Raw genomic sequence first — 18,655 nt, 5'->3', positions numbered from 1 at the left:
CGACGCATCACACTCATCGTCATGCCGGGCTTGTTCCGGCATCCACCGTGCCCCAAGTGGCAGGCAAACCGGTGGCACGGTGGACCCCGGAACAAGTCCGGGGTGACGATGAAGGAAGACTCGTGACTGACTCGACATTCGACTATGACCTCTTCGTCATCGGTGCAGGCTCGGGCGGGACGCGTGCGTCGCGCGTCGCCGCCGCGCACGGCGCACGCGTCGCGGTCGCCGAGGAATACCGGGTCGGCGGGACCTGCGTCATCCGCGGCTGCGTGCCGAAGAAGCTGCTGATCTACGGCGCGCATTTTGCTGAGGATCTGAAGGACGCGAAACGCTTCGGCTGGCAGGTGCCCGACGATTGCGCGTTCGATTGGCGCGTGCTGCGCGACAACGTGATGGAGGAGGTCGACCGGATCAACGGCGCGTACACGACCACGCTCGAGAACAACCATGTCGACATCATTCACCAGCGCGCGGTCGTGTCCGGCTCGAACGAAGTGACGCTGGCGGATGGCAGCGTGAAGACGGCGGCGAAGATCCTGATCGCGGTCGGCGCGCATCCTCTGGTCCCCGACTTCCCGGGTTCCGAGCACGGCATTACCTCGAACGAGGTGTTCCATCTCGACGAGGTGCCAAAGCGCGTGTTGATCGCAGGCGCGGGCTATATCGCCAACGAGTTCGCGGGCATTTTCCACCAGTTCGGGTCGCACGTGACCTTGGTCAACCGGACCGACGTGATCCTGCGCGGGTATGACGAGTCGATCCGCGACCGGCTGCTCCAGATTTCGATGAGCAAGGGCATCGATTTCCGGTTCCACGCGGCGTTCGAGAGCATCGAGAAGGATGCGAGCGGTTGCCTCACCGTCCGGATGAGCGGGCATGAGCCGATCACCGTCGACCTCGTGATGTTTGCGACCGGACGGTTGCCGAACACCAAGGGGCTCGGACTCGAAAGTGCGGGGGTCGAGATGGACGCGGCGGGCGCGGTGATCGTCGATGCGGACAACCAGTCGAGTTGCGCATCGATCTTCGCGGTGGGCGACGTCACCAACCGGATCCAGCTGACCCCGGTCGCGATCCGTGAGGGGCAGGCGTTCGCGGACACGTTCTTCGGTGGGAAGCCGACGCGGGTCGATTACGCCAACGTCCCCGCCGCGGTGTTCAGCCATCCGCCGATGGCTGGCGTCGGCATGACCGAGTCGCAGGCCAAACAGGCGCTGGGGTCGGTGAAGGTCTATACGTCGGACTTCCGGCCGATGAAGAACGTGCTGGCGGGGCGCAACGAGCGGTCGCTGTACAAGATGATCTGCGATGGCGAGACCGATCGGGTGGTGGGTATCCACATGATCGGTCCCGACTGCCCGGAGATTTTGCAATCTGCCGCGGTGGCGGTGAAGGCGGGACTGACCAAGGCGGACTTCGACGCGACGGTCGCGCTGCATCCGACGATGGCGGAAGAGCTCGTGTTGATGAAATAAGACACGGTATTCGCTCGGGAAAATAACTATTTTTCCTTGGCGAAACTCTGCCAAGATGGCGTTCAGTGCCGCTACGAATTCCTTGCGTTCGCAGCGGCTGATATGGAAATATTCAACCCGCGATTCTCCGAGGCGTCGATAGTCGTTACGGCGGCGTTATTAATCGAAATGCTACCCGGCAAACATGGATTGTGGCGATAATGACACGGACTGTCGCCGAATCGGTCCTTCATGCGGAACAGTGATTGGCAGACATCGGAAACCGGGCGTAGAGGCTCCCTCCCGGCGGCCATGCAAACATGCGTGCTGCCCAACCGACTCCATTGGGAGCGGTTAACGGAGAGGTCCAGGGCATGGGGTCGCGACCGTCGCGAACACTACGATCCGGCATTGCCCCAGCTTCGGGCAGGACCGCCACGATCGTATCCACGCCATTTGCCGATCCGCGATCCAACGCAGGGGATTTTTCGACATGAAGACCATGATGGTCGCGGCGCTGCGCGCTGCGCTGGTGACGACGACGATCCTCGGATCGGCTGCGGCTTTCACGACTGCGGCGACGGCACAGACGACGACCGCGGCGATCCGCGGGCAGGTGCGCGATGCGGCTGGTGCGGCGGTTGCCGGCGCAACCGTTGTGGCGGTGAACGGGGGGACCAACCAGACGTTTCGCACCGTCTCGGCGGAGAACGGGAGCTATATCCTGAACGGGCTGAGGCCGGCGCAGTACACGATCACCGTGACCGGTACGAACGGCGAAACGTCGGTCCAGCGCGTCATCGTGTCGATCGGCCAGTCCGCGACGGTCGACGCGACGCTCGCTCCGCCGGCCCCCGCTGCCCCTGCCAGTGCTGCGGGCGCTGCCACGGCAGATGCTGCGCCCGCCACGGGTGAGGACCAGGAAATCGTCGTCACCGGAGGCCGTCTGGTCGAGACCAAGACCAGCGAAGTCGCGACCAACGTCAGCCAGCAGCAGATCCGCAACCTGCCGCAGACCGATCGCAACTTCCTGTCGTTCGCGGCCCTCGCGCCCGGCGTGAAATACAATGATAGCGAGACGAACAAGGGCTTTCAGTCGGGCGCGTCCACGGCCAGCCAGGTCAACGTGTTCATCGACGGCGTCAGCCTCAAGAACAAGCTGCGCGAGGGCGGCGTCGCCGGCCAGCAGAACAGCCGTGGCAATCCCTTCGGCCAGTTGGCGGTGCAGGAATTCCGCGTCCTCACGCAGAACTACAAGGCCGAGTACGAACAGGCCGGCGCGGCGATCATCACCGCGGTGACCAAGTCGGGCACCAACGAATTCCACGGCGAAGTGTTCGGCCAGTACACCGACAAGAGCCTGACCGAGAAGGCGTTTCTCGACAAGCGCAACGACCGCCCCGAGCCCGCGTTCAAGCGCAAGCAATACGGCGTCTCGCTGGGCGGCCCGATCATCAAGGACAAGCTGTTCTTCTTCGCCACCTACGAAGGCAACGACCAGGACCGCGCGTTCAACGTCGACAGCACCGGGTCGGCCGTGGCGGTTGCCGATTTCGAGGCCAATTCGGGGCGTCGACTGAGCGATTTCGAAGGCGCGTTCGTCAGCCCGTTCCGCGGCGATTTCTACTTCGGCAAACTGACGCTGACGCCGGACAGCAACCAGGTGATGGACCTGTCGTTCAGCCGCCGCCAGGAAACCGATATCCAGAATTTCGGTGGCAACGTGTCGTTCGAGAACGCCGAGAACAAGATCAACGTCGTCGATACCTATCTGTATAAATGGACCTATACCGGCAGCGATTTCATCAACGAATTCAATGCCAACTATCTGAGCTACACGTTCAATCCGACCTCGCTGAACCCTGACCTGGCGACCTTCGATTATGACGGCGTGATCATTTTCGGCGGCAAGGATTCGACCCGGCGGGAAGTCCAGCAGGGCTATACCCTGCGCGACGACGTTACTTATACGGGCCTCGAGAACCATGCGTTCAAGGTCGGCGCGCGGGTCGAGGTCACCGATATCGAGTTCGACAACCAGTCGTTCATCCAGCCGCGCTACACCTATCGCCGCGAGCCGCAGAACGGCCTGACATTCGCGTTTCCCGCCGAAGCTCGGCTGGGCCTCGGCAACGGCAAGATCCTCGCGTCGAACACGCAGATCGGGCTGTATGCGCAGGACGACTGGAACGTGACGAGCAAGCTCCAGCTCAACGTCGGCGTCCGCTGGGACTACGAGACCAACGGCTTCAACAACGAATACCGCACGCCCGGCAATGCCGCGAATGCGTTGCGGGCACTGCCCAGCACGTCGTATTTCGACCCCGAAAACTACATCACAGACGGCAGCAACCGCAGCCCGTTCGCCGGCGCGATCGCGCCGCGCTTCGGCTTTTCGTATGATGTGAAAGGCGACCAGTCTACGGTCATCTTCGGCGGGGTCGGTCGCTATTACGATCGCAACAACTTCAACAATACGGTCGACGAGCTTAGTCGCACGATCAACCCGACCGGCGTATTCCGCTTTTCGACGAATGGCGCACCGCGCCAGAACCTGCCGACGGTTCCCTGGGACCCGGTCTATCTGACGCGTGATGGACTGCTGCAACTCGCCGCCAGCTCGACGCAGGGTTTGCCCGAGCTGTATGCCGTGAAGAACGACGCGCGGCCGCCCGTCAACGACCAGGCCAGCATCGGCATCCGCCAAAGAGTCGGCATCTTCCAGACGTCGCTCACCGGATCCTATATTCGCGGGCGCAACGGCTACACCAACATTTTCGCCACGCGTAATGCCAACGGGCTTGGCGCCTGCTGCAACACCGCGCCACTGCTGCCGTTCGGCTATGCGAATGCGCTGATCGGCTTCGACGGACTCGATACGCGCTACAAGGCGATCTATTTCACGCTGGACAAGAACTACACCAAATCGTCCGGCTGGGGCCTGAACATCGCCTACACCTTCTCAAAGGGTGAGCAGAATGGCGGCGACCTGTTCAGCCTGGATGCGGTGACACCGGACGATTATGGCTGGCGTCCGCGGGCCGGCGACGAGCGCCATCGCGTGGTCGTATCGGGCACGGTCGATCTGCCACTCGGCTTCCAGTTCTCGATGCTGAACACGCTTGGCAGCGGCCAGGCATTCCAGGTGACCGATGCCACCAACGGCGCGGATTCGGGTTTCAACCGGTTCACCGCGCGCTATCCGCAGAAGAACTGCATCAAGGGCCTGTTCGCGTATTGCGAGATCAACCTGACGCTCGCCAAGCGCTTCCGCGTGTTCGGCAGGGACGATCAGTTCGAGGCCGCCGTCGATCTGCTGAATGCCTTCAACAACAAGAACTTCGAGGGCTTCGACGCTTCGTTCAACAACACGATCGATCCCGCGACCGGGCAGGCGACCGACCCGCTCGACCCTGCGCGGATCGGCACCAGCACACTGACCCTGCCGCGTCGCGTGCAGTTCAGGGTAGGTTACAGGTTCTGATGCGGTAAAGGCGAGCGGCCCCCGGCCGCTCGCCAGACTTGACGGTCATGGCGGTGACCTTGACCAGGAGTTCGAATGCTCGATCGACGGCAGTTTCTCGGCACCAGCGCGATGACGCTCGGTGGACTTACCGCGGGATGCACATCGGTCGGGCGGCCGCTGGTCCAGGCGATCGAGGGCATGACGGGGGCCGCGCCACCGGTGCCGGCGCCATCACCGTCCGCCAACCCGCTGATCGACAATCTGCAGGAGCGCGCGTTCCTGTATTTCTGGGATACGACGAATCCGGTGACCGGGCTCGCACTCGATCGCTGGCCGACACCGTCCTTCTCGTCGATCGCCGCGGTCGGCTTCGCGCTGACGGCCTATCCGATCGGCGTGGTCAATGGCTGGGTGACCCGCGAGCAGGCGCGCAAACGCACCCTGGCGACGATGGAGTTCTTCGCGATCGCGCCGATGGGTCCCGAGCCGACCGGCAACAGTGGCTACAAGGGATTTTTCTACCACTTCCTCGGCATCACCAAGGGGCAGCGGTTCGCGCGCGCGGAATTGTCGACGATCGATACGGCACTGCTGCTGGGCGGGATTCTGTTCGCACAGAGCTGGTTCGATGGCGATCATCCCGAGGAACAGCGGATTCGCGCGCTGGCCGACCAGATCTACGGCGCGGTCGACTGGACCTGGATCACGCCGCGCGCGCCGTTCCTGTCGATGGGCTGGCGTCCCGAGAGCGGGTTCATCGCGAGCGACTGGAACATCTACAACGAGGGGATGCTGATGTACCTGCTCGCGCTGGGTTCGCCGACGCATCCGCTGCCGCCGTCGACCTGGGGCGCGCTGACCGAGAAGTTCGAGCCGTCGTGGAAGGGCGATCACCTCCATTATCCGCCGATGTTCGTGCACCAGTACAGCCATGTCTGGGTCGATTTCCGCGGGATCCGCGATCCGTACATCGCGACCAAGGGGATCGATTATTTCGAGAACAGCAAGCGCGCGACGATCGCGCAGCGCGACTATGCGATCGCGAACGGCGGCACCAACGGCGCCGGGTTCGCGGGCTATGGACCGGACATCTGGGGGCTGACCGCGTGCGACGGGCCGGGCGATTTCAAGGCGACGATCGGCGGGCGGCAACGCGAATTCTTCAGCTATTCCGAACGCGGCCCCGGCGCGCGCGACGACGGGACGCTGGCGCCGACCGCCGCGGTCGGATCGATCGTGTTTGCGCCCGATCTCGTCATTCCGGCGATCACCGCGATGCACGATCGCTACGGCAAGGGCATCTACGGCAAATACGGGTTCTTCGACGCGTTCAACCCGACGCTGACCGAGATGGGCGAACCGTTGAAGCATGGCCGGATCGTTCCCGACGTCGGCTGGGTCGACAGCGACTATCTCGGCATCGACCAGGGGCCGATCGTGGCAATGATCGAGAACTGGCGGACCGGCATGGTGTGGAACACGATGCGGAAGAACCCGCATATCCGCCGCGGGCTGGATCGTGCCGGATTTACCGGCGGGTGGCTGGCGCGCGTTCCCTGACGGGGGTTTCGCGAAGGCACGTAACGGCTTAGAGGATCGACATACCCGATCCTCGAAAGGTTCCAGCATGCGTGAAGCCGCCATCGTCTCGACCGCCCGTACCGCCATCGGCAAAGCGTATCGCGGCGCCTTCAACGCGACCGAGGCGCCGGTGCTCGCGGGCCACGTAATGAACGCGGTGGTCGAGCGGGCGGGGATCGATCCGGCGCGGATCGACGAGGTGTTCTGGGGTGTCGGCAACCAGCATGGCACGCAGGGTGGCAATGCGGGGCGGATGGCGATCTTTGCGGGCGGACTGCCGGAGTCGGTGCCGGCGTTCACGCTCGACCGGAAATGCGGATCGGGACTGACCGCGGTGGCGCTCGCGGCGCGGACGATCATGTGCGACGAAGCCGACGTGGCGCTTGCCGGCGGGATGGAGTCGATCAGCTTCACCGTGACCAAGGACGCGCCGCGCTACGTCAATGCGAGCGTGATCGCGAAGGAGCCCGCCGCCTATATCCCGATGATCGAGACCGCCGAGATCGTCGCGGAGAAATACGGGATCAGCCGCGAGGCGCAGGACACCTATGCTGCGATGAGCCAGCAGCGCGCGGCGGCGGGGCTCGCCAGCGGTGCGTTTGCCGAGGAGATCGTGCCGATCACGGTCGAGAAGGCGCTGTTCGACAAGCAGGGCGCGCATGCGGGAATCGAGAGCGTCACGTTGTCGCAGGACGAGGGAATCCGTGCGGGCACGACGCTGGAGGGGCTGCGCGGGCTGAAGACGGTGTGGCCAGGCGGCGAGTTTTCGGGGCCGGGATCGAACGTGACGGCGGGGAATGCCAGCCAGTTGTCGGACGGGGCGTCGGCGCAGTTGCTGATGGATCGCAGGACGGCGGAGGCCGAGGGCAAGGATATCCTCGGTATCTATCGCGGGTTCCAGGCGGCGGGGTGCAGTCCGGCGGAGATGGGGATCGGACCGGTGTTCGCGATCCCCAAGTTATTGGAGCGCGCCGGGCTGTCGGTGGGCGATATCGGGCTGTGGGAGCTGAACGAGGCGTTCGCGTCGCAGTGCCTGTATTGCCGCGATTTCCTCGGGATCGATCCGGAGAAATACAACGTCAATGGCGGCGCGATCGCGGTCGGGCATCCGTTCGGGATGACCGGATCGCGGCTGGTCGGGCATGCGCTGATCGAGGGTCGCAAGCGCGGGGTGCGCTATGTCGTCGTGTCGATGTGCACCGCGGGGGGCATGGGGGCCGCGGGGTTGTTCGAGATCGTTTGAGGTTTGCCATCGCCACCGCCCCGGCGGAGGCCGGGGCCCAAATGGGGGACGACGATAACGGGGCATCGCGCTCTGTTATTTCCACCTTTCCAATTGGGCCTCGGCCTTCGCCGGGGTGGTAATTGGGGGCAGTGAAATTTCGGGTGCTCTGCGTCGTGCCCTCACCCATCCCACCCGGCAAGGGCCGGGCGGGCCACTTACCCCTCCCCTAAGGCAGAGGGGGTTTTAAGGCCTTCGTCTGCTTAGTCGGCGAACAGAAGGACCGGGGTTTCGAGATACTTCTTGAGGCCCTGGACGAAGCTTGCTGCGTCCCAGCCGTCGACGACGCGGTGGTCGCAGCTGATCGACAGGTTCATCAGCTTGGCGCGGACGACTTCGTCGCCGCCTTTTCCATCAGAACGGAAGACCGGGCGTTCGACGATCTTGTTGGGGCCGATGATCGCGACTTCGGGGCGGTTGATGACCGGGGTGGTCGCGATGCCGCCGAGGGGGCCTAGCGACGTCACGGTGATCGTGCCGCCGCCCATTTCGTTGGGGGCAAGCTTGCCGGCGCGGGCGGCTTCGGCGAGGCGGGTGATCTCGGTCGCGAGCTGCCAGACGTTGCGGTCCTGGGCGTCGCGGATGACGGGGACGGTGAGCCCGGCGTCGGTCTGTGCCGCCATGCCGAGATGGATGCTGCCGTGGCGAGTCACCACGCCGGCTTCGTCGTCGTAGCGCGCATTCATCATCGGGAAGTCGGGGATGACTTTACAGATCGCGACGATCATCAGCGGCAGCATGGTGAGCTTGGGGCGGCCGCCGCGGTTGGCGTTGAGGTCGGCGCGCATCGCCTCCAGCGCGGTGACGTCGATCTCGTCGACATAGGTGAAGTGCGGGATCGCGCGCTTCGAGGCGGCCATGTTCTCGGCGATGCGGCGGCGCATGCCGATGACTTTTATCGGCTGGTCTTCGCGGGCGCGGCTGGCGTGCGGGGCGTGGTAGCCTTCGCCCGAGCCGTAGCGGAGGTAGGCGTCGAGATCGGCGTGGCGGACTCGGTCGGCGTCGGTCTTTACCGAGGCGAGATCAATGCCGAGGTCACGCGCGCGAGCGCGGACTGCGGGGGAGGCTAGCGCGTGGGTTTTGGAGGCGTCGCCCTGCCCCTCAATCCCCCCCGGCGAAGGCCGGGGTCCAAGTGGAGAGGTGGTCGTAATATCGGACTGCGCTTCGTTACCTGCGCCCCCCAATTGGGCCCCGGCCTCCGCCGGGGTGGTGGACTGCCTGAGGTCGGCCACCTCCTCGACACCGGGATTTTCGGCTTCGTACTGCTCGGCCGTCTCGGCCTGCGCCGACGTCAATGGAGCCACCACCACTTCGCCCGCGCCCTCGACCGCATCGGTCTCGATCACGACCAGCGCGGCGCCGATCGACACCTGGTCGCCGACCTCGCCCGCCAGTTCGACGACGACGCCGGTCACCGGCGATTCCATCTCGACGGTGGCCTTGTCGGTCATCATGTCGGCGATCGGCGAATCCTCCTCGACGCGGTCGCCGATGGCGACGTGCCAGGCGACGATCTCGGCCTCGGAGATGCCTTCGCCGATGTCGGGCAGTTTGAAGGTGAAGCGGGCCATCAAAAAATTCCGTTCGTTTCGAGCGAAGTCGAGAAACTTGCGTGAGGGATACCGGAGGCTTCTCGACTGCGCTCGAAGCGAACGGGGGTGGGTGAAGGCGCCATTATGCGTCCTTCATGATCTTTTTCAGGGCCTCGCCGATGCGGACCGGCCCCGGGAAATACGCCCATTCGAGGCTGTGCGGGTACGGCGTGTCGAACCCGGTGACGCGCTCGATCGGCGCTTCGAGATGGTAGAAACAGCGTTCCTGGACGATCGCCGACAGCTCCGCGCCGAAGCCGCTGGTGCGGGTCGCCTCGTGGACGATCATGCAGCGCCCGGTCTTCTTCACGGACGCCTCGATCGTCTCGATGTCGAGCGGGACGAGCGTGCGCAGGTCGACGATCTCCGCGTCGATCCCGGCCTCGGCGACGACCGCGGTGCAGACGTGCACCATCGTGCCGTAGGCGAGGATGGTGAGCGCCTCACCGGCGCGGACGATCTTCGCCTTGCCGAGCTCGATCTTGTAGTACCCCGTTGGCACTTCGCCGGCCGGGTGCTTCGACCAGTTCTGCGACGGGCGATCCCAATAGCCGTCGAACGGGCCGTTGTAGATGCGCTTGGGCTCGAAGAAGAGCGTCGGGTCGTTGTCCTCGATCGCGGCGATCAGCAGGCCCTTGGCGTCATAGGGCGTCGACGGGATGACCGTCTTGATGCCCGACATGTGGGTGAACAGCCCCTCCGGCGACTGGCTGTGCGTCTGGCCGCCGAAGATGCCGCCCCCGAAGGGCGAACGCACCGTGATCGGCGAGGTGAACTCGCCGGCGGAACGGTAGCGCAGACGCGCGGCCTCGGAGACGAGCTGGTCGAGGGCGGGATAGATGTAGTCCGCGAACTGGATCTCGGGGACGGGGCGCAGGCCATAGGCACCCATCCCGACCGCGACGCCGATGATCCCGCATTCGGTGATCGGCGTGTCGAACACGCGGGTCTTGCCGTGTTTCGCCTGGAGCCCGGCGGTCGCGCGGAAGACGCCGCCGAAATAGCCGACATCCTCGCCCATGACGATGACGTCGGGATCGCGGGCCATCATGATGTCCATGGCGGAGTTGATCGCCTGGATCATGTTCATGCGGGTGGTTTCGCCGCCGTCCGCTGCTTCGGAGCCGGGTGCTTCGATCATGTCGCTCATGCCTTGTGGTCCCAGGGGCGGCCGCTCGCGGATTCCTCGTCGAGCATCTGCTGGCGCTGCTCCTTCAGATGCCACGGCAGTTCCTCGAACACGCCGTCGAACAGCGACTCGAGCGGCTGGTGCAGGCCGTGGCCGAGGATGCCGTTCTTCTCGGCTTCCTTCTGCGCGGCCTTGACCTGCTCGGCGAGCTCCTTGTCCTGCGCGGCGTGCCGCTCGTCGTCCCATTCACCGATCGCGATCAGGTGGTCCTTGAGGCGCTTGATCGGGTCGCCGAGCGGCCAGGCATTGGGCTCGCCCTCGCTGCGGTACTGGCCGGGATCGTCCGACGTCGAATGGCCTTCCGCGCGGTAGGTGAAGTGCTCGATCAGCGTCGGGCCCTGGTTGGTCCGCGCGCGTTCGGCGGCCCATTCGGTCGCGGCGTAGACTGCGAGCGCATCGTTACCATCGACGCGCAGGCCGGCGATGCCGTAGCCGACCGCGCGCGCGGCGAAGGTCGTCGCCTCGGCGCCGGCGAACCCGGAGAAGCTCGAGATCGCCCACTGGTTGTTGACGACGTTGAAGATCACCGGCGCGCGGTAGACCGCCGCAAAGGTGCAGGCCGAATGGAAGTCGCCCTCCGCGGTCGAGCCCTCGCCGCACCACGTTGCGGCGATCCGCGTGTCGCCCTTGGCGGCGGACGCCATCGCCCAGCCGACGGCTTGCGGATATTGCGTGGTGAGGTTGCCGGAGATCGAGAAGAAGCCGGCTTCCTTGACCGAATACATGATCGGCAGCTGCTTGCCGCCAAGCCTGTCGGCCGTGTTCGAATAGATCTGGTTCATCATGTCGACGAGGCTCCAGCCCCGCGCGATCAGCAGGCCCTGCTGGCGGTACGAGGGGAAGCACATGTCCTCGTAATCGAGCGCATAGGCCGCGGCGACCGCGACCGCCTCCTCGCCGAGCGCCTTCATATAGAAGCTGGTCTTGCCCTGACGCTGCGCGCGGAACATGCGTTCATCGAACGCGCGGAGCAGCGCCATGCTGCGCAACATGCGGCGCAGCACGTCGGGCGAAAGCTTGGGGTCCCAGGGGCCGACCGCGTTGCCGTCGTCGTCGAGCACGCGGACCAGCGTGTAGGCGAGATCGATGAAGTCGGACGCCTTGTCCGCGGTGTCGGGGCGGCGCGCTTCGCCCGCGGGCGGCACATCGACTTCGGCGAAGTCCACCGCGTCGCCGGGGCGGAACTTCGGCTCCGGGATATGCAGCGTAAGCGGCTGCAAATTGGCGCGCGGATTCTCGCTTGCCATCGTCATTCCATCTCCATGAGGCCGCTGTGACCGCGGAACACTCTTACCGAAGCTTGTTATTAAATTTCAACGGCGATTGCGAGGGTATTTTCGAGCGGGCCAGTTTTTCAGCCTAACTCAGACACCTACATCAACCGCTCCGCCACATCCTTGTTCTCCCGCGAAGGCGGGAACCCAGTCTGGGCACCCGCCTGCGCGGGGAAACAAGGATGGGGCACAGGCCGACCTTACTCGACGGTCTGTTCGATCACGCCGAAGATCGGGTGGTGCTTGTCGTCCTCGGCCCAGATGCGGACGACGTCGCCTTTCTTGAGGAACGGCGTGACGGGTTTGCCACCGGTGATCGTCTCGATCGTGCGGACTTCGGCGAGGCAGGAATAGCCGACGCCGCCTTCGGCGATCGATTTGCCCGGGCCGCCGTCGGGACCGCGGTTCGAGACGGTGCCCGAACCGACGATCGTACCCGCGCCGAGCTTGCGCGTCTTGGCGGCGTGCGCGACCAGCGTGCCGAAATCGAACGTCATGTCCTCGCCGGCCTCGGCGCGGCCGAGCGGCTGGCCGTTGAGATCGACCATCAGCTTGCGGTGCAGCTTGCCACCCTGCCACCAGTCGCCGAGCGAATCGGGCGTGACGAAGACGGGCGAGAACGCGCTGGCTGGCTTGGACTGGAAGAAGCCGAAGCCCTTGCCGAGTTCGCCGGGGATCAGGTTGCGTAAGCTGACGTCGTTGGTGAGGCCGACGAGCAGGATCGCCGCCAATGCCTCGTCACGGGTCGCGCCCATCGGCACGTCGCCGGTGACGACGACGACCTCGCCCTCCATGTCGCAGCCCCAGGCCTCGTCGCCGAGTGCGATCGGATCGCGGGGCCCGAGGAATCCGTCCGAGCCGCCCTGGTACATGAGCGGATCGTGCCAGAAGCTGTCGGGCATCTCCGCCGCGCGTGCCTGGCGGACCAGCGCGACGTGATTCACATAGGCGGAACCGTCGGCCCATTGATACGCCCGCGGCAGCGGCGACTCGGCGTCATGCTCGTGGAACCGCCGCATCGGGATCATCTCGTGCTCGAGATCGGTCGACAGGTTCTTCAGGTCGAGCGACACGCGGTCCCAGTCGTCGAGCGCGGCCTGCAAGGTCGGCGCAATATGGCTCGCATCGGCGTACCAGGCGAGATCGTTCGAGACGACGACGAGCTTGCCGTCTCGTCCGCGCTCTCGGCCCTTGATGGCGTCGGGATGCTTCAGGCTGGCCAGTTTCATGCAGCGGATCCTCTTTGTGTTTGCAGGCATTCTACGCCCGCCGCGCGGTTCAAGTCGAGCACGCCGCACACGACAAAACTGATTTTGGTAAGAGCGGGGCGATTTCCGGCCTGTTATACCGGGCGTGCGTAGCGGTTGAGGAAGTCGAGCATGCCCAGATACTTCTTCGACATCGACGATCACAAACATGTCAGCGACGACGACGGCACCGATCTGGCCAACGACGAGGAAGCCCGCGTCCAGGCGGTGATCTTCGCGGGTGATTACCTGAGCGAACATCCAGCGATCGTGCGCGATGGTACGCGCTTTCGCGTCGCGGTCCGAGACGGTCAGGGGCATGTGCTGCTCACTACCGTCGTCACGATCGAGGAGCCTGCCCGACCGCACGCATGAGCCGGTGCGACCGCGGATAATGCGGGTCGGCAGGCGATCGGAAACGATCGGTCGTTCAACAATCTTTCATAACATGGGTTTTGTCAGTCCGTTCAATCCTGGGATAAGGTGCGCGACGCAACGACGCGCTATCCCAGAGAGGGCGACAGCGAGAAACGAGTGCTCCTGCCCTGGATGCGGAGAGTGCACGTGGATATGTCCGCCGTGACTGAACAGGTTATACGAAAGTTCGAGTCGCGGATGAAGCTGCGGGCGGAAGACCGCGCGCAGATTGCCGCCTTGCCGTTCAAGGTACGGACGATCGACGCGTCGACCTACATGCTGCGCGAGGGTCAGCGCCCGGTGCGGTGCGCGTTCATCCTCGACGGCCTCGCCTATCGCCAGAAGCTGACGCCCAATGGCGAGCGCGAGATCGTGTCGATCCTGATGCCCGGCGAATTCGTCGATCTGCAGAATTTGTTCCTCGACGAATCCGATCACGATATCCAGGCGCTGACCCGCCTGACGCTGGCCGAGGTACCAATTCCGGCGCTGCGCCTGTTCGTCGAATCATGCCCGACGGCGGGTCAGGCGCTGTGGATCGATGCGCTGGTCGAGGCGTCGATCCACCGCGAGTGGCTGCTGAACATCGGGCGGCGCAATGCGCGGAGCCGGCTGGCGCATCTGCTGTGCGAATTCTCCGTGCGATTCAGGAGTTCGGCGCTGGTCGGCGGGATGGCCTATGAGTTGCCGATGACGCAGGAACAGCTTGGCGACGCGCTCGGGCTGACCCCGGTGCATGTCAACCGCGTGCTGAAATCGCTCGAGACCGATGGGCTGATCGCGCGGAAAAAGCGTCAGGTCAGCGTGGTCGACTGGCCCGGGCTGCGCGACGCGGCGGAATTCAACGAGCGCTATCTGCACCTCAGCCAGATCCGCGGCTGACCCCGCCACGAGTCCCGAACCTTGCTTCAGGTTGACTTTTCGACGGCGATACGCCAGATGGCGCTCATCGAAGCGTAATGCAGCGTGATTGGACCTTTACAGGTCTTGGCTCCGCCTCGGTCGTTTCCAACGGGCTTCCCTTTTCACGCGGGGTGTCAAAACACCACCGCCCCTCGCGCGTCCTTGTGTGGATTCGCGAGCCCGGCATCTATTGAGAGACCATTCATGTCATTTGCAAACCTCGGCCTGGCCGAGCCGCTCGTCCGTGCGCTCGAAGCCAAGGGCTATACCGAGCCGACTCCGATCCAGGCACAGTCGATCCCGATCCTGCTCGAGGGCGGCGATCTGCTCGGCATCGCGCAGACCGGCACCGGCAAGACCGCCGCGTTCGTGCTCCCCTCGATCCAGCGTCTGACCGAAAACCAGAAGCGCGTCCTGCCGACGCATTGCCGCATGTTGGTGCTCGCACCGACGCGCGAACTCGCCAGCCAGATCGCCGACAGCGCGCGCGCCTACGGCCAGTTCAGCAAGATGTCGGTGACCACCGTGTTCGGCGGCACCAGCATCAACAAGAACCGCCAGGACCTCAGCCGCGGCGTCGACATCCTCGTCGCCACGCCGGGCCGCCTGATCGATCTGATCGAGCAGGGCTTCTGCAACCTGTCGATGATCGAGATCCTCGTGCTCGACGAAGCCGACCAGATGATGGACCTGGGCTTCATCCACGCGCTGAAGAAGATCGTCCGCATGCTGCCGAAGAAGCGCCAGACGCTGTTCTTCTCGGCGACGATGCCGGTCGCGATCCGCGAGCTGGCCAGCCAGTTCCTGCTCGACCCGAAGACCGTGTCGGTGAAGCCGGCCGCGACGACCGCCGAGCGCGTCGACCAGTATGTCACCTTCTGCAACCAGTCGGAGAAGCAGGCGCTGTTGACGATCACGCTGGCCGATCCGGCGATCGACCGCGCGCTCGTGTTCACGCGCACCAAGCATGGCGCCGACCGCGTCGTGAAGCTGCTGGCCGGCAACGGCATCGCCAGCAACGCGATCCACGGCAACAAGAGCCAGGGCCAGCGCGAGCGGGCACTGGGCGAGTTCAAGCAGGGCAAGGTCAAGGTCCTGATCGCGACCGACATCGCCGCGCGCGGCATCGACGTCTCGGGCGTTTCGCACGTCATCAACTTCGAACTGCCCAACGTCGCCGAGCAATATGTCCACCGCATCGGTCGTACCGCGCGTGCGGGCGCCAGCGGCATCGCCGTCGCGTTCTGCGCGGATGACGAGAAGTCGTACCTGCGCGATATCGAGCGGATCACCCGCCAGAAGGTGACGGTCCAGCCGCTGCCGGCCGATTTCGTCAACCTGTCGAACCAGATCAAGCAGACGCGCGTCAAGACGATGGGTGCCGACCCCGAAGTCCGGATCGACCGTCCGCGCGATCCGGCACGTCCGCGCGCAACGCATTCGGCCAATCCGACGGGGAACAACGGTCGCAACTATGCGGGTGCGAGCCGTGGCGGCCAAAGTGGCGGCGGCGGTCGCCCCCAGGGTGGTGGTCGTCCCGGTGGCCAGGGCGGTGGTCGTCCGGCTGGCGGCGGTCGTCCGGCCGGTGGCGGTGGCCGGGGTCCGGCACGTGGCGCAGGGTCGGGTCCGGCGCGCTAAGCCTCTCGTTCGCCTCGCGGGTTTGCTGTACGCTGACCCGCGAGGAGAGCGATCATGGACGTTTCGACTACCCCCGTTGCCGAGCGCGTCGCACGCGTGCTGGCCGGGCAGCGGATCAGTTGCAACGCCGGCGGCGATGCCGAATCGGCGTCTCGGCTGATCGACGATGCGTGGCCGGATTACCTGCCTGACGCGCTGGCGGTGCTGAAGACGTTGCGCGAGCCTGACAAGGCGATGGCGGCGGCGGGCGATCCGGCGGTGTGGGAAGCGATGATCCTTGCGGGGATCAGGGGCGCGAAGCCGCAGACGGTGGTTCTATAAATATTGTTTCCCCGCGAAGGCGGGGACCCAGTCTGGGCACCCGCCTTCGCGGGTGAACAAGCTTGGCGTTTGAGTGAACGCTCATAACGCACACACCTCCCCGGCCTTCGCTGGGGTGGCGTTTTCGGGTTTATGGTGAGGGCTTAAATTAGCCGATCGCCGTCAGCCATTCCACCTCATCCGCGCGCTCGGTGCGCAGAGCGTTGGCGGGGGCATTCTTGTCCTCATAGCCGATCGCCATGCCGCAGAAGAGCATCCGGTCTTCGGGTATCCTGATCGCCGCGCCGACGGTGTCCGGATACATCGCCCAGCATTCCTGCGGGCAGGTGGCGAGTCCCGCCTCGACTGCGAGCAGCATCAGGTTTTGAAGGTACATGCCGAGGTCCGACCATTGCGGCGGGCCCATGCGCTTGTCGACCGTGCAGAAATAGGCCGCGGGCGCGCCGAAAAACGCGAAGTTTCGGGCGAACCAGTCGCGGCGGGCGGCCTTGTCGTCGCGGGAGATGCCGATGTGGGCGTACATCGCTTCGCCGACCGCGAACCGGCGGTCTTTGTAGGGGGCGGTGAGGTCTTTCGGGTAGATGTCGTAGGCCGGGGTTTCGGTCGCGCCGGTGGCGATCTTTTCGGTCATTGTCGCCTTGAGGCGGGCCAGGGGTTCGCCGTGGACGATGGCGATGTGCCAGGGTTGGAGGTTGCCGCCGGTTGCTGCTCGGGCGGCTTTCAGGGCGAGGTTGCGGAGGAGCGCCGGGTCGACCGGGGTGTCGAGGAAGCCCCGAACGGAGCGGCGCGCGGCGATGGCTTCGGTCACGTCCATGATTTCCCCCTCTTCTATTTTGTTCTCCTGCGCACGCAGGAGCCCAGGGTTACGAGCCTTGCGCTTTGTTACCCTGGATTCCTGCGTTCGCAGGAAAACGGTTAGAGCACGAAGCGGCTCAGGTCGGTGTTGCGGGCGATTTCCTTGAGCTGGCTGTCGACGTACGCGCCGTCGATCACGACGTTCGAGCCGCCGCGGTCCTCCGCGTTGTAGCTTACTTCCTCGAGCAGCTTTTCCATCACCGTCTGCAGGCGGCGCGCGCCGATATTCTCGATCTCCGCATTCACCTCGGCGGCGATGCGCGCGATCGCGGCGATGCCGTCTTCGGTGAACTCGATGCCGACGCCTTCGGTGGCAATCAGCGCCTTGTACTGGAGCGGCAGCGACGCCTTGGTGTCCGACAGGATCGCGACGAAATCGGCCTCGGTGAGGCCCTTCAACTCGACGCGGATCGGCAGGCGGCCCTGCAATTCGGGGAGCAGGTCGCTGGGTTTTGCGACGTGGAACGCGCCCGACGCGATGAAGAGGATGTGGTCGGTCTTCATCGGGCCGTACTTCGTGGCGACCGTCGTGCCCTCGATCAGCGGGAGCAGGTCGCGCTGGACGCCCTCGCGGCTGATCGAGCCGCCGCGGCCGTCGGCGACCGCGATCTTGTCGATCTCGTCGAGGAAGACGATGCCGTTGGCCTCCGCATCGGCGAGTGCGACGCGGCTGACCTCGTCCTGGTCGAGACGCTTGTCGGCCTCTTCCTCGACGAGCTTGTCCCACGCCGCGGTGACGGTGAGCTTGCGGCGCTTGAGCTGCTGACCGCCGCCGAACGACTTCATCATCTCGCCGAGATTGATCATCTGCGGCGCGCCGCCGGGGATCTCGAACGGCGTGGTCGGCGTCTGCTCGACCTCGATCTCGACCTCGGCGCTGTTCAGATGCCCGTCGAGAAACCGCTGCTTGAAGCTTTCGCGCGTCGCGGTGCTCGAATCCTTGCCGACCAGCGCGTCGAGCAGGCGAGCCATCGCCGCCTCCTCGGCCTTGTCCTTGACCGCGATGCGGCGGCGTTCCTTTTCGAGCCGGATCGCTTCCTCGACGAGGTCGCGGGCGATCTGTTCGACGTCGCGGCCGACATAGCCGACCTCGGTGAACTTGGTCGCCTCGACCTTCACGAACGGGGCGTCGGCGAGCTTGGCCAGACGACGGCTGATCTCGGTCTTGCCGCAGCCGGTCGGTCCGATCATCAGAATGTTCTTGGGCGTGACCTCGTCGCGAAGGTCTTCGTCGAGCTGCTGGCGGCGCCAGCGGTTGCGCATCGCGACCGCGACCGCGCGTTTCGCGGCGGCCTGGCCGATGATGTGGGCGTCGAGGGCGGCGACGATTGCCTTGGGGGTGAGCTGGTCGTTCATGGTTCTCTCGCTCCCCTCCCGCAGGCGGGAGGGGCTGGGGGTGGGCTCGCGCTTCCCTCGAACGGTAGCGCTGGAGG

The 18,655-nt window shown here is 65.0% G+C and carries 14 protein-coding genes; 8 read left to right on the top strand and 6 right to left on the bottom strand.

All coding sequences use genetic code 11. The features are described 5' to 3' along the window. Nucleotides 1–122: 122 nt before the first annotated feature. The 4 genes from gorA to EQZ23_RS08690 all read left to right on the top strand — a co-directional run bounded on the left by gorA (nt 123) and on the right by EQZ23_RS08690 (nt 7,747). On the top strand, nt 123–1,478 hold the full coding sequence (gene gorA / locus EQZ23_RS08705; protein ID WP_128454055.1) for a glutathione-disulfide reductase: 1,356 nt from the start codon (nt 123–125) through the stop codon (nt 1,476–1,478). A gap of 472 nt (nt 1,479–1,950) precedes the next feature. Continuing rightward, complete coding sequence (locus EQZ23_RS08700) at nt 1,951–4,941, top strand: carboxypeptidase regulatory-like domain-containing protein (RefSeq protein WP_128454054.1); 2,991 nt, start codon at nt 1,951–1,953, stop codon at nt 4,939–4,941. 75 nt (nt 4,942–5,016) lie between these two features. Then, nucleotides 5,017–6,483, top strand: a complete 1,467-nt coding sequence (locus EQZ23_RS08695) for a glucoamylase family protein (protein WP_128454053.1) — start codon at nt 5,017–5,019, stop codon at nt 6,481–6,483. A gap of 67 nt (nt 6,484–6,550) precedes the next feature. Beyond that, complete coding sequence (locus tag EQZ23_RS08690) at nt 6,551–7,747, top strand: thiolase family protein (RefSeq protein WP_128454052.1); 1,197 nt, start codon at nt 6,551–6,553, stop codon at nt 7,745–7,747. A gap of 242 nt (nt 7,748–7,989) precedes the next feature. On the opposite strand, the gene EQZ23_RS08685 is transcribed toward EQZ23_RS08690, so the two are convergent. The 4 genes from EQZ23_RS08685 to EQZ23_RS08670 form a co-directional block, all read right to left on the bottom strand. After that, nucleotides 7,990–9,357 carry a dihydrolipoamide acetyltransferase family protein gene (locus EQZ23_RS08685; protein WP_128454051.1) on the bottom strand — a complete coding sequence of 456 codons (1,368 nt, stop codon included), beginning with the start codon at nt 9,355–9,357 and terminating at the stop codon, nt 7,990–7,992. A 103-nt stretch (nt 9,358–9,460) separates the two neighbouring features. Further along, nucleotides 9,461–10,468: an alpha-ketoacid dehydrogenase subunit beta gene (locus tag EQZ23_RS08680; protein WP_128454696.1), complete on the bottom strand. Its 1,008-nt coding sequence runs from the start codon at nt 10,466–10,468 to the stop codon at nt 9,461–9,463. Nucleotides 10,469–10,524: 56 nt separating this feature from the next. Then, nucleotides 10,525–11,814, bottom strand: a complete 1,290-nt coding sequence (locus EQZ23_RS08675; protein WP_128454697.1) for a thiamine pyrophosphate-dependent enzyme — start codon at nt 11,812–11,814, stop codon at nt 10,525–10,527. A gap of 227 nt (nt 11,815–12,041) precedes the next feature. Further along, nucleotides 12,042–13,070: a fumarylacetoacetate hydrolase family protein gene (locus tag EQZ23_RS08670; RefSeq protein ID WP_128454050.1), complete on the bottom strand. Its 1,029-nt coding sequence runs from the start codon at nt 13,068–13,070 to the stop codon at nt 12,042–12,044. A gap of 150 nt (nt 13,071–13,220) precedes the next feature. On the opposite strand from EQZ23_RS08670, the gene EQZ23_RS08665 reads away from it, so the two are divergent. The 4 genes from EQZ23_RS08665 (at nt 13,221) to EQZ23_RS08650 (ending at nt 16,367) form a co-directional block, all read left to right on the top strand. After that, nucleotides 13,221–13,463: a hypothetical protein gene (locus EQZ23_RS08665; RefSeq protein ID WP_128454049.1), complete on the top strand. Its 243-nt coding sequence runs from the start codon at nt 13,221–13,223 to the stop codon at nt 13,461–13,463. Nucleotides 13,464–13,658: 195 nt separating this feature from the next. Next, on the top strand, nt 13,659–14,387 hold the full coding sequence (locus tag EQZ23_RS08660) for a Crp/Fnr family transcriptional regulator (protein ID WP_128454695.1): 729 nt from the start codon (nt 13,659–13,661) through the stop codon (nt 14,385–14,387). A 225-nt stretch (nt 14,388–14,612) separates the two neighbouring features. After that, nucleotides 14,613–16,046, top strand: coding sequence for a DEAD/DEAH box helicase (locus EQZ23_RS08655; protein WP_128454048.1), 1,434 nt, complete (start codon nt 14,613–14,615; stop codon nt 16,044–16,046). Between the two features lie 54 nt (nt 16,047–16,100). Continuing rightward, nucleotides 16,101–16,367 carry a hypothetical protein gene (locus EQZ23_RS08650; protein ID WP_128454047.1) on the top strand — a complete coding sequence of 89 codons (267 nt, stop codon included), beginning with the start codon at nt 16,101–16,103 and terminating at the stop codon, nt 16,365–16,367. A gap of 148 nt (nt 16,368–16,515) precedes the next feature. On the opposite strand, the gene EQZ23_RS08645 is transcribed toward EQZ23_RS08650, so the two are convergent. Both EQZ23_RS08645 and hslU read right to left on the bottom strand, forming a co-directional pair. Then, on the bottom strand, nt 16,516–17,181 hold the full coding sequence (locus EQZ23_RS08645; RefSeq protein WP_128454046.1) for a nitroreductase: 666 nt from the start codon (nt 17,179–17,181) through the stop codon (nt 16,516–16,518). Nucleotides 17,182–17,282: 101 nt separating this feature from the next. After that, nucleotides 17,283–18,578: an ATP-dependent protease ATPase subunit HslU gene (hslU, locus tag EQZ23_RS08640; protein WP_128454045.1), complete on the bottom strand. Its 1,296-nt coding sequence runs from the start codon at nt 18,576–18,578 to the stop codon at nt 17,283–17,285. Nucleotides 18,579–18,655: the final 77 nt, after the last annotated feature.

This window comes from Sphingomonas sp. UV9, assembly GCF_004101245.1.
GTDB lineage: Bacteria > Pseudomonadota > Alphaproteobacteria > Sphingomonadales > Sphingomonadaceae > Sphingomonas.
This window is presented reverse-complemented; position numbering and strand designations above follow the sequence as displayed.

Coding starts and splice junctions, on each gene's coding strand:
- EQZ23_RS08700 (WP_128454054.1), top strand. CDS start 1,951: ATGAAGACCATGATGGTCGCGGCGCTGCGCGCTGCGCTGGTGACGACG.
- EQZ23_RS08695 (WP_128454053.1), top strand. CDS start 5,017: ATGCTCGATCGACGGCAGTTTCTCGGCACCAGCGCGATGACGCTCGGT.
- EQZ23_RS08690 (WP_128454052.1), top strand. CDS start 6,551: ATGCGTGAAGCCGCCATCGTCTCGACCGCCCGTACCGCCATCGGCAAA.
- EQZ23_RS08685 (WP_128454051.1), bottom strand. CDS start 9,357: ATGGCCCGCTTCACCTTCAAACTGCCCGACATCGGCGAAGGCATCTCC.
- EQZ23_RS08680 (WP_128454696.1), bottom strand. CDS start 10,468: ATGAACATGATCCAGGCGATCAACTCCGCCATGGACATCATGATGGCC.
- EQZ23_RS08675 (WP_128454697.1), bottom strand. CDS start 11,814: ATGGCAAGCGAGAATCCGCGCGCCAATTTGCAGCCGCTTACGCTGCAT.
- EQZ23_RS08670 (WP_128454050.1), bottom strand. CDS start 13,070: ATGAAACTGGCCAGCCTGAAGCATCCCGACGCCATCAAGGGCCGAGAG.
- EQZ23_RS08665 (WP_128454049.1), top strand. CDS start 13,221: ATGCCCAGATACTTCTTCGACATCGACGATCACAAACATGTCAGCGAC.
- EQZ23_RS08660 (WP_128454695.1), top strand. CDS start 13,659: ATGTCCGCCGTGACTGAACAGGTTATACGAAAGTTCGAGTCGCGGATG.
- EQZ23_RS08655 (WP_128454048.1), top strand. CDS start 14,613: ATGTCATTTGCAAACCTCGGCCTGGCCGAGCCGCTCGTCCGTGCGCTC.
- EQZ23_RS08650 (WP_128454047.1), top strand. CDS start 16,101: ATGGACGTTTCGACTACCCCCGTTGCCGAGCGCGTCGCACGCGTGCTG.
- EQZ23_RS08645 (WP_128454046.1), bottom strand. CDS start 17,181: ATGGACGTGACCGAAGCCATCGCCGCGCGCCGCTCCGTTCGGGGCTTC.
- hslU (WP_128454045.1), bottom strand. CDS start 18,578: ATGAACGACCAGCTCACCCCCAAGGCAATCGTCGCCGCCCTCGACGCC.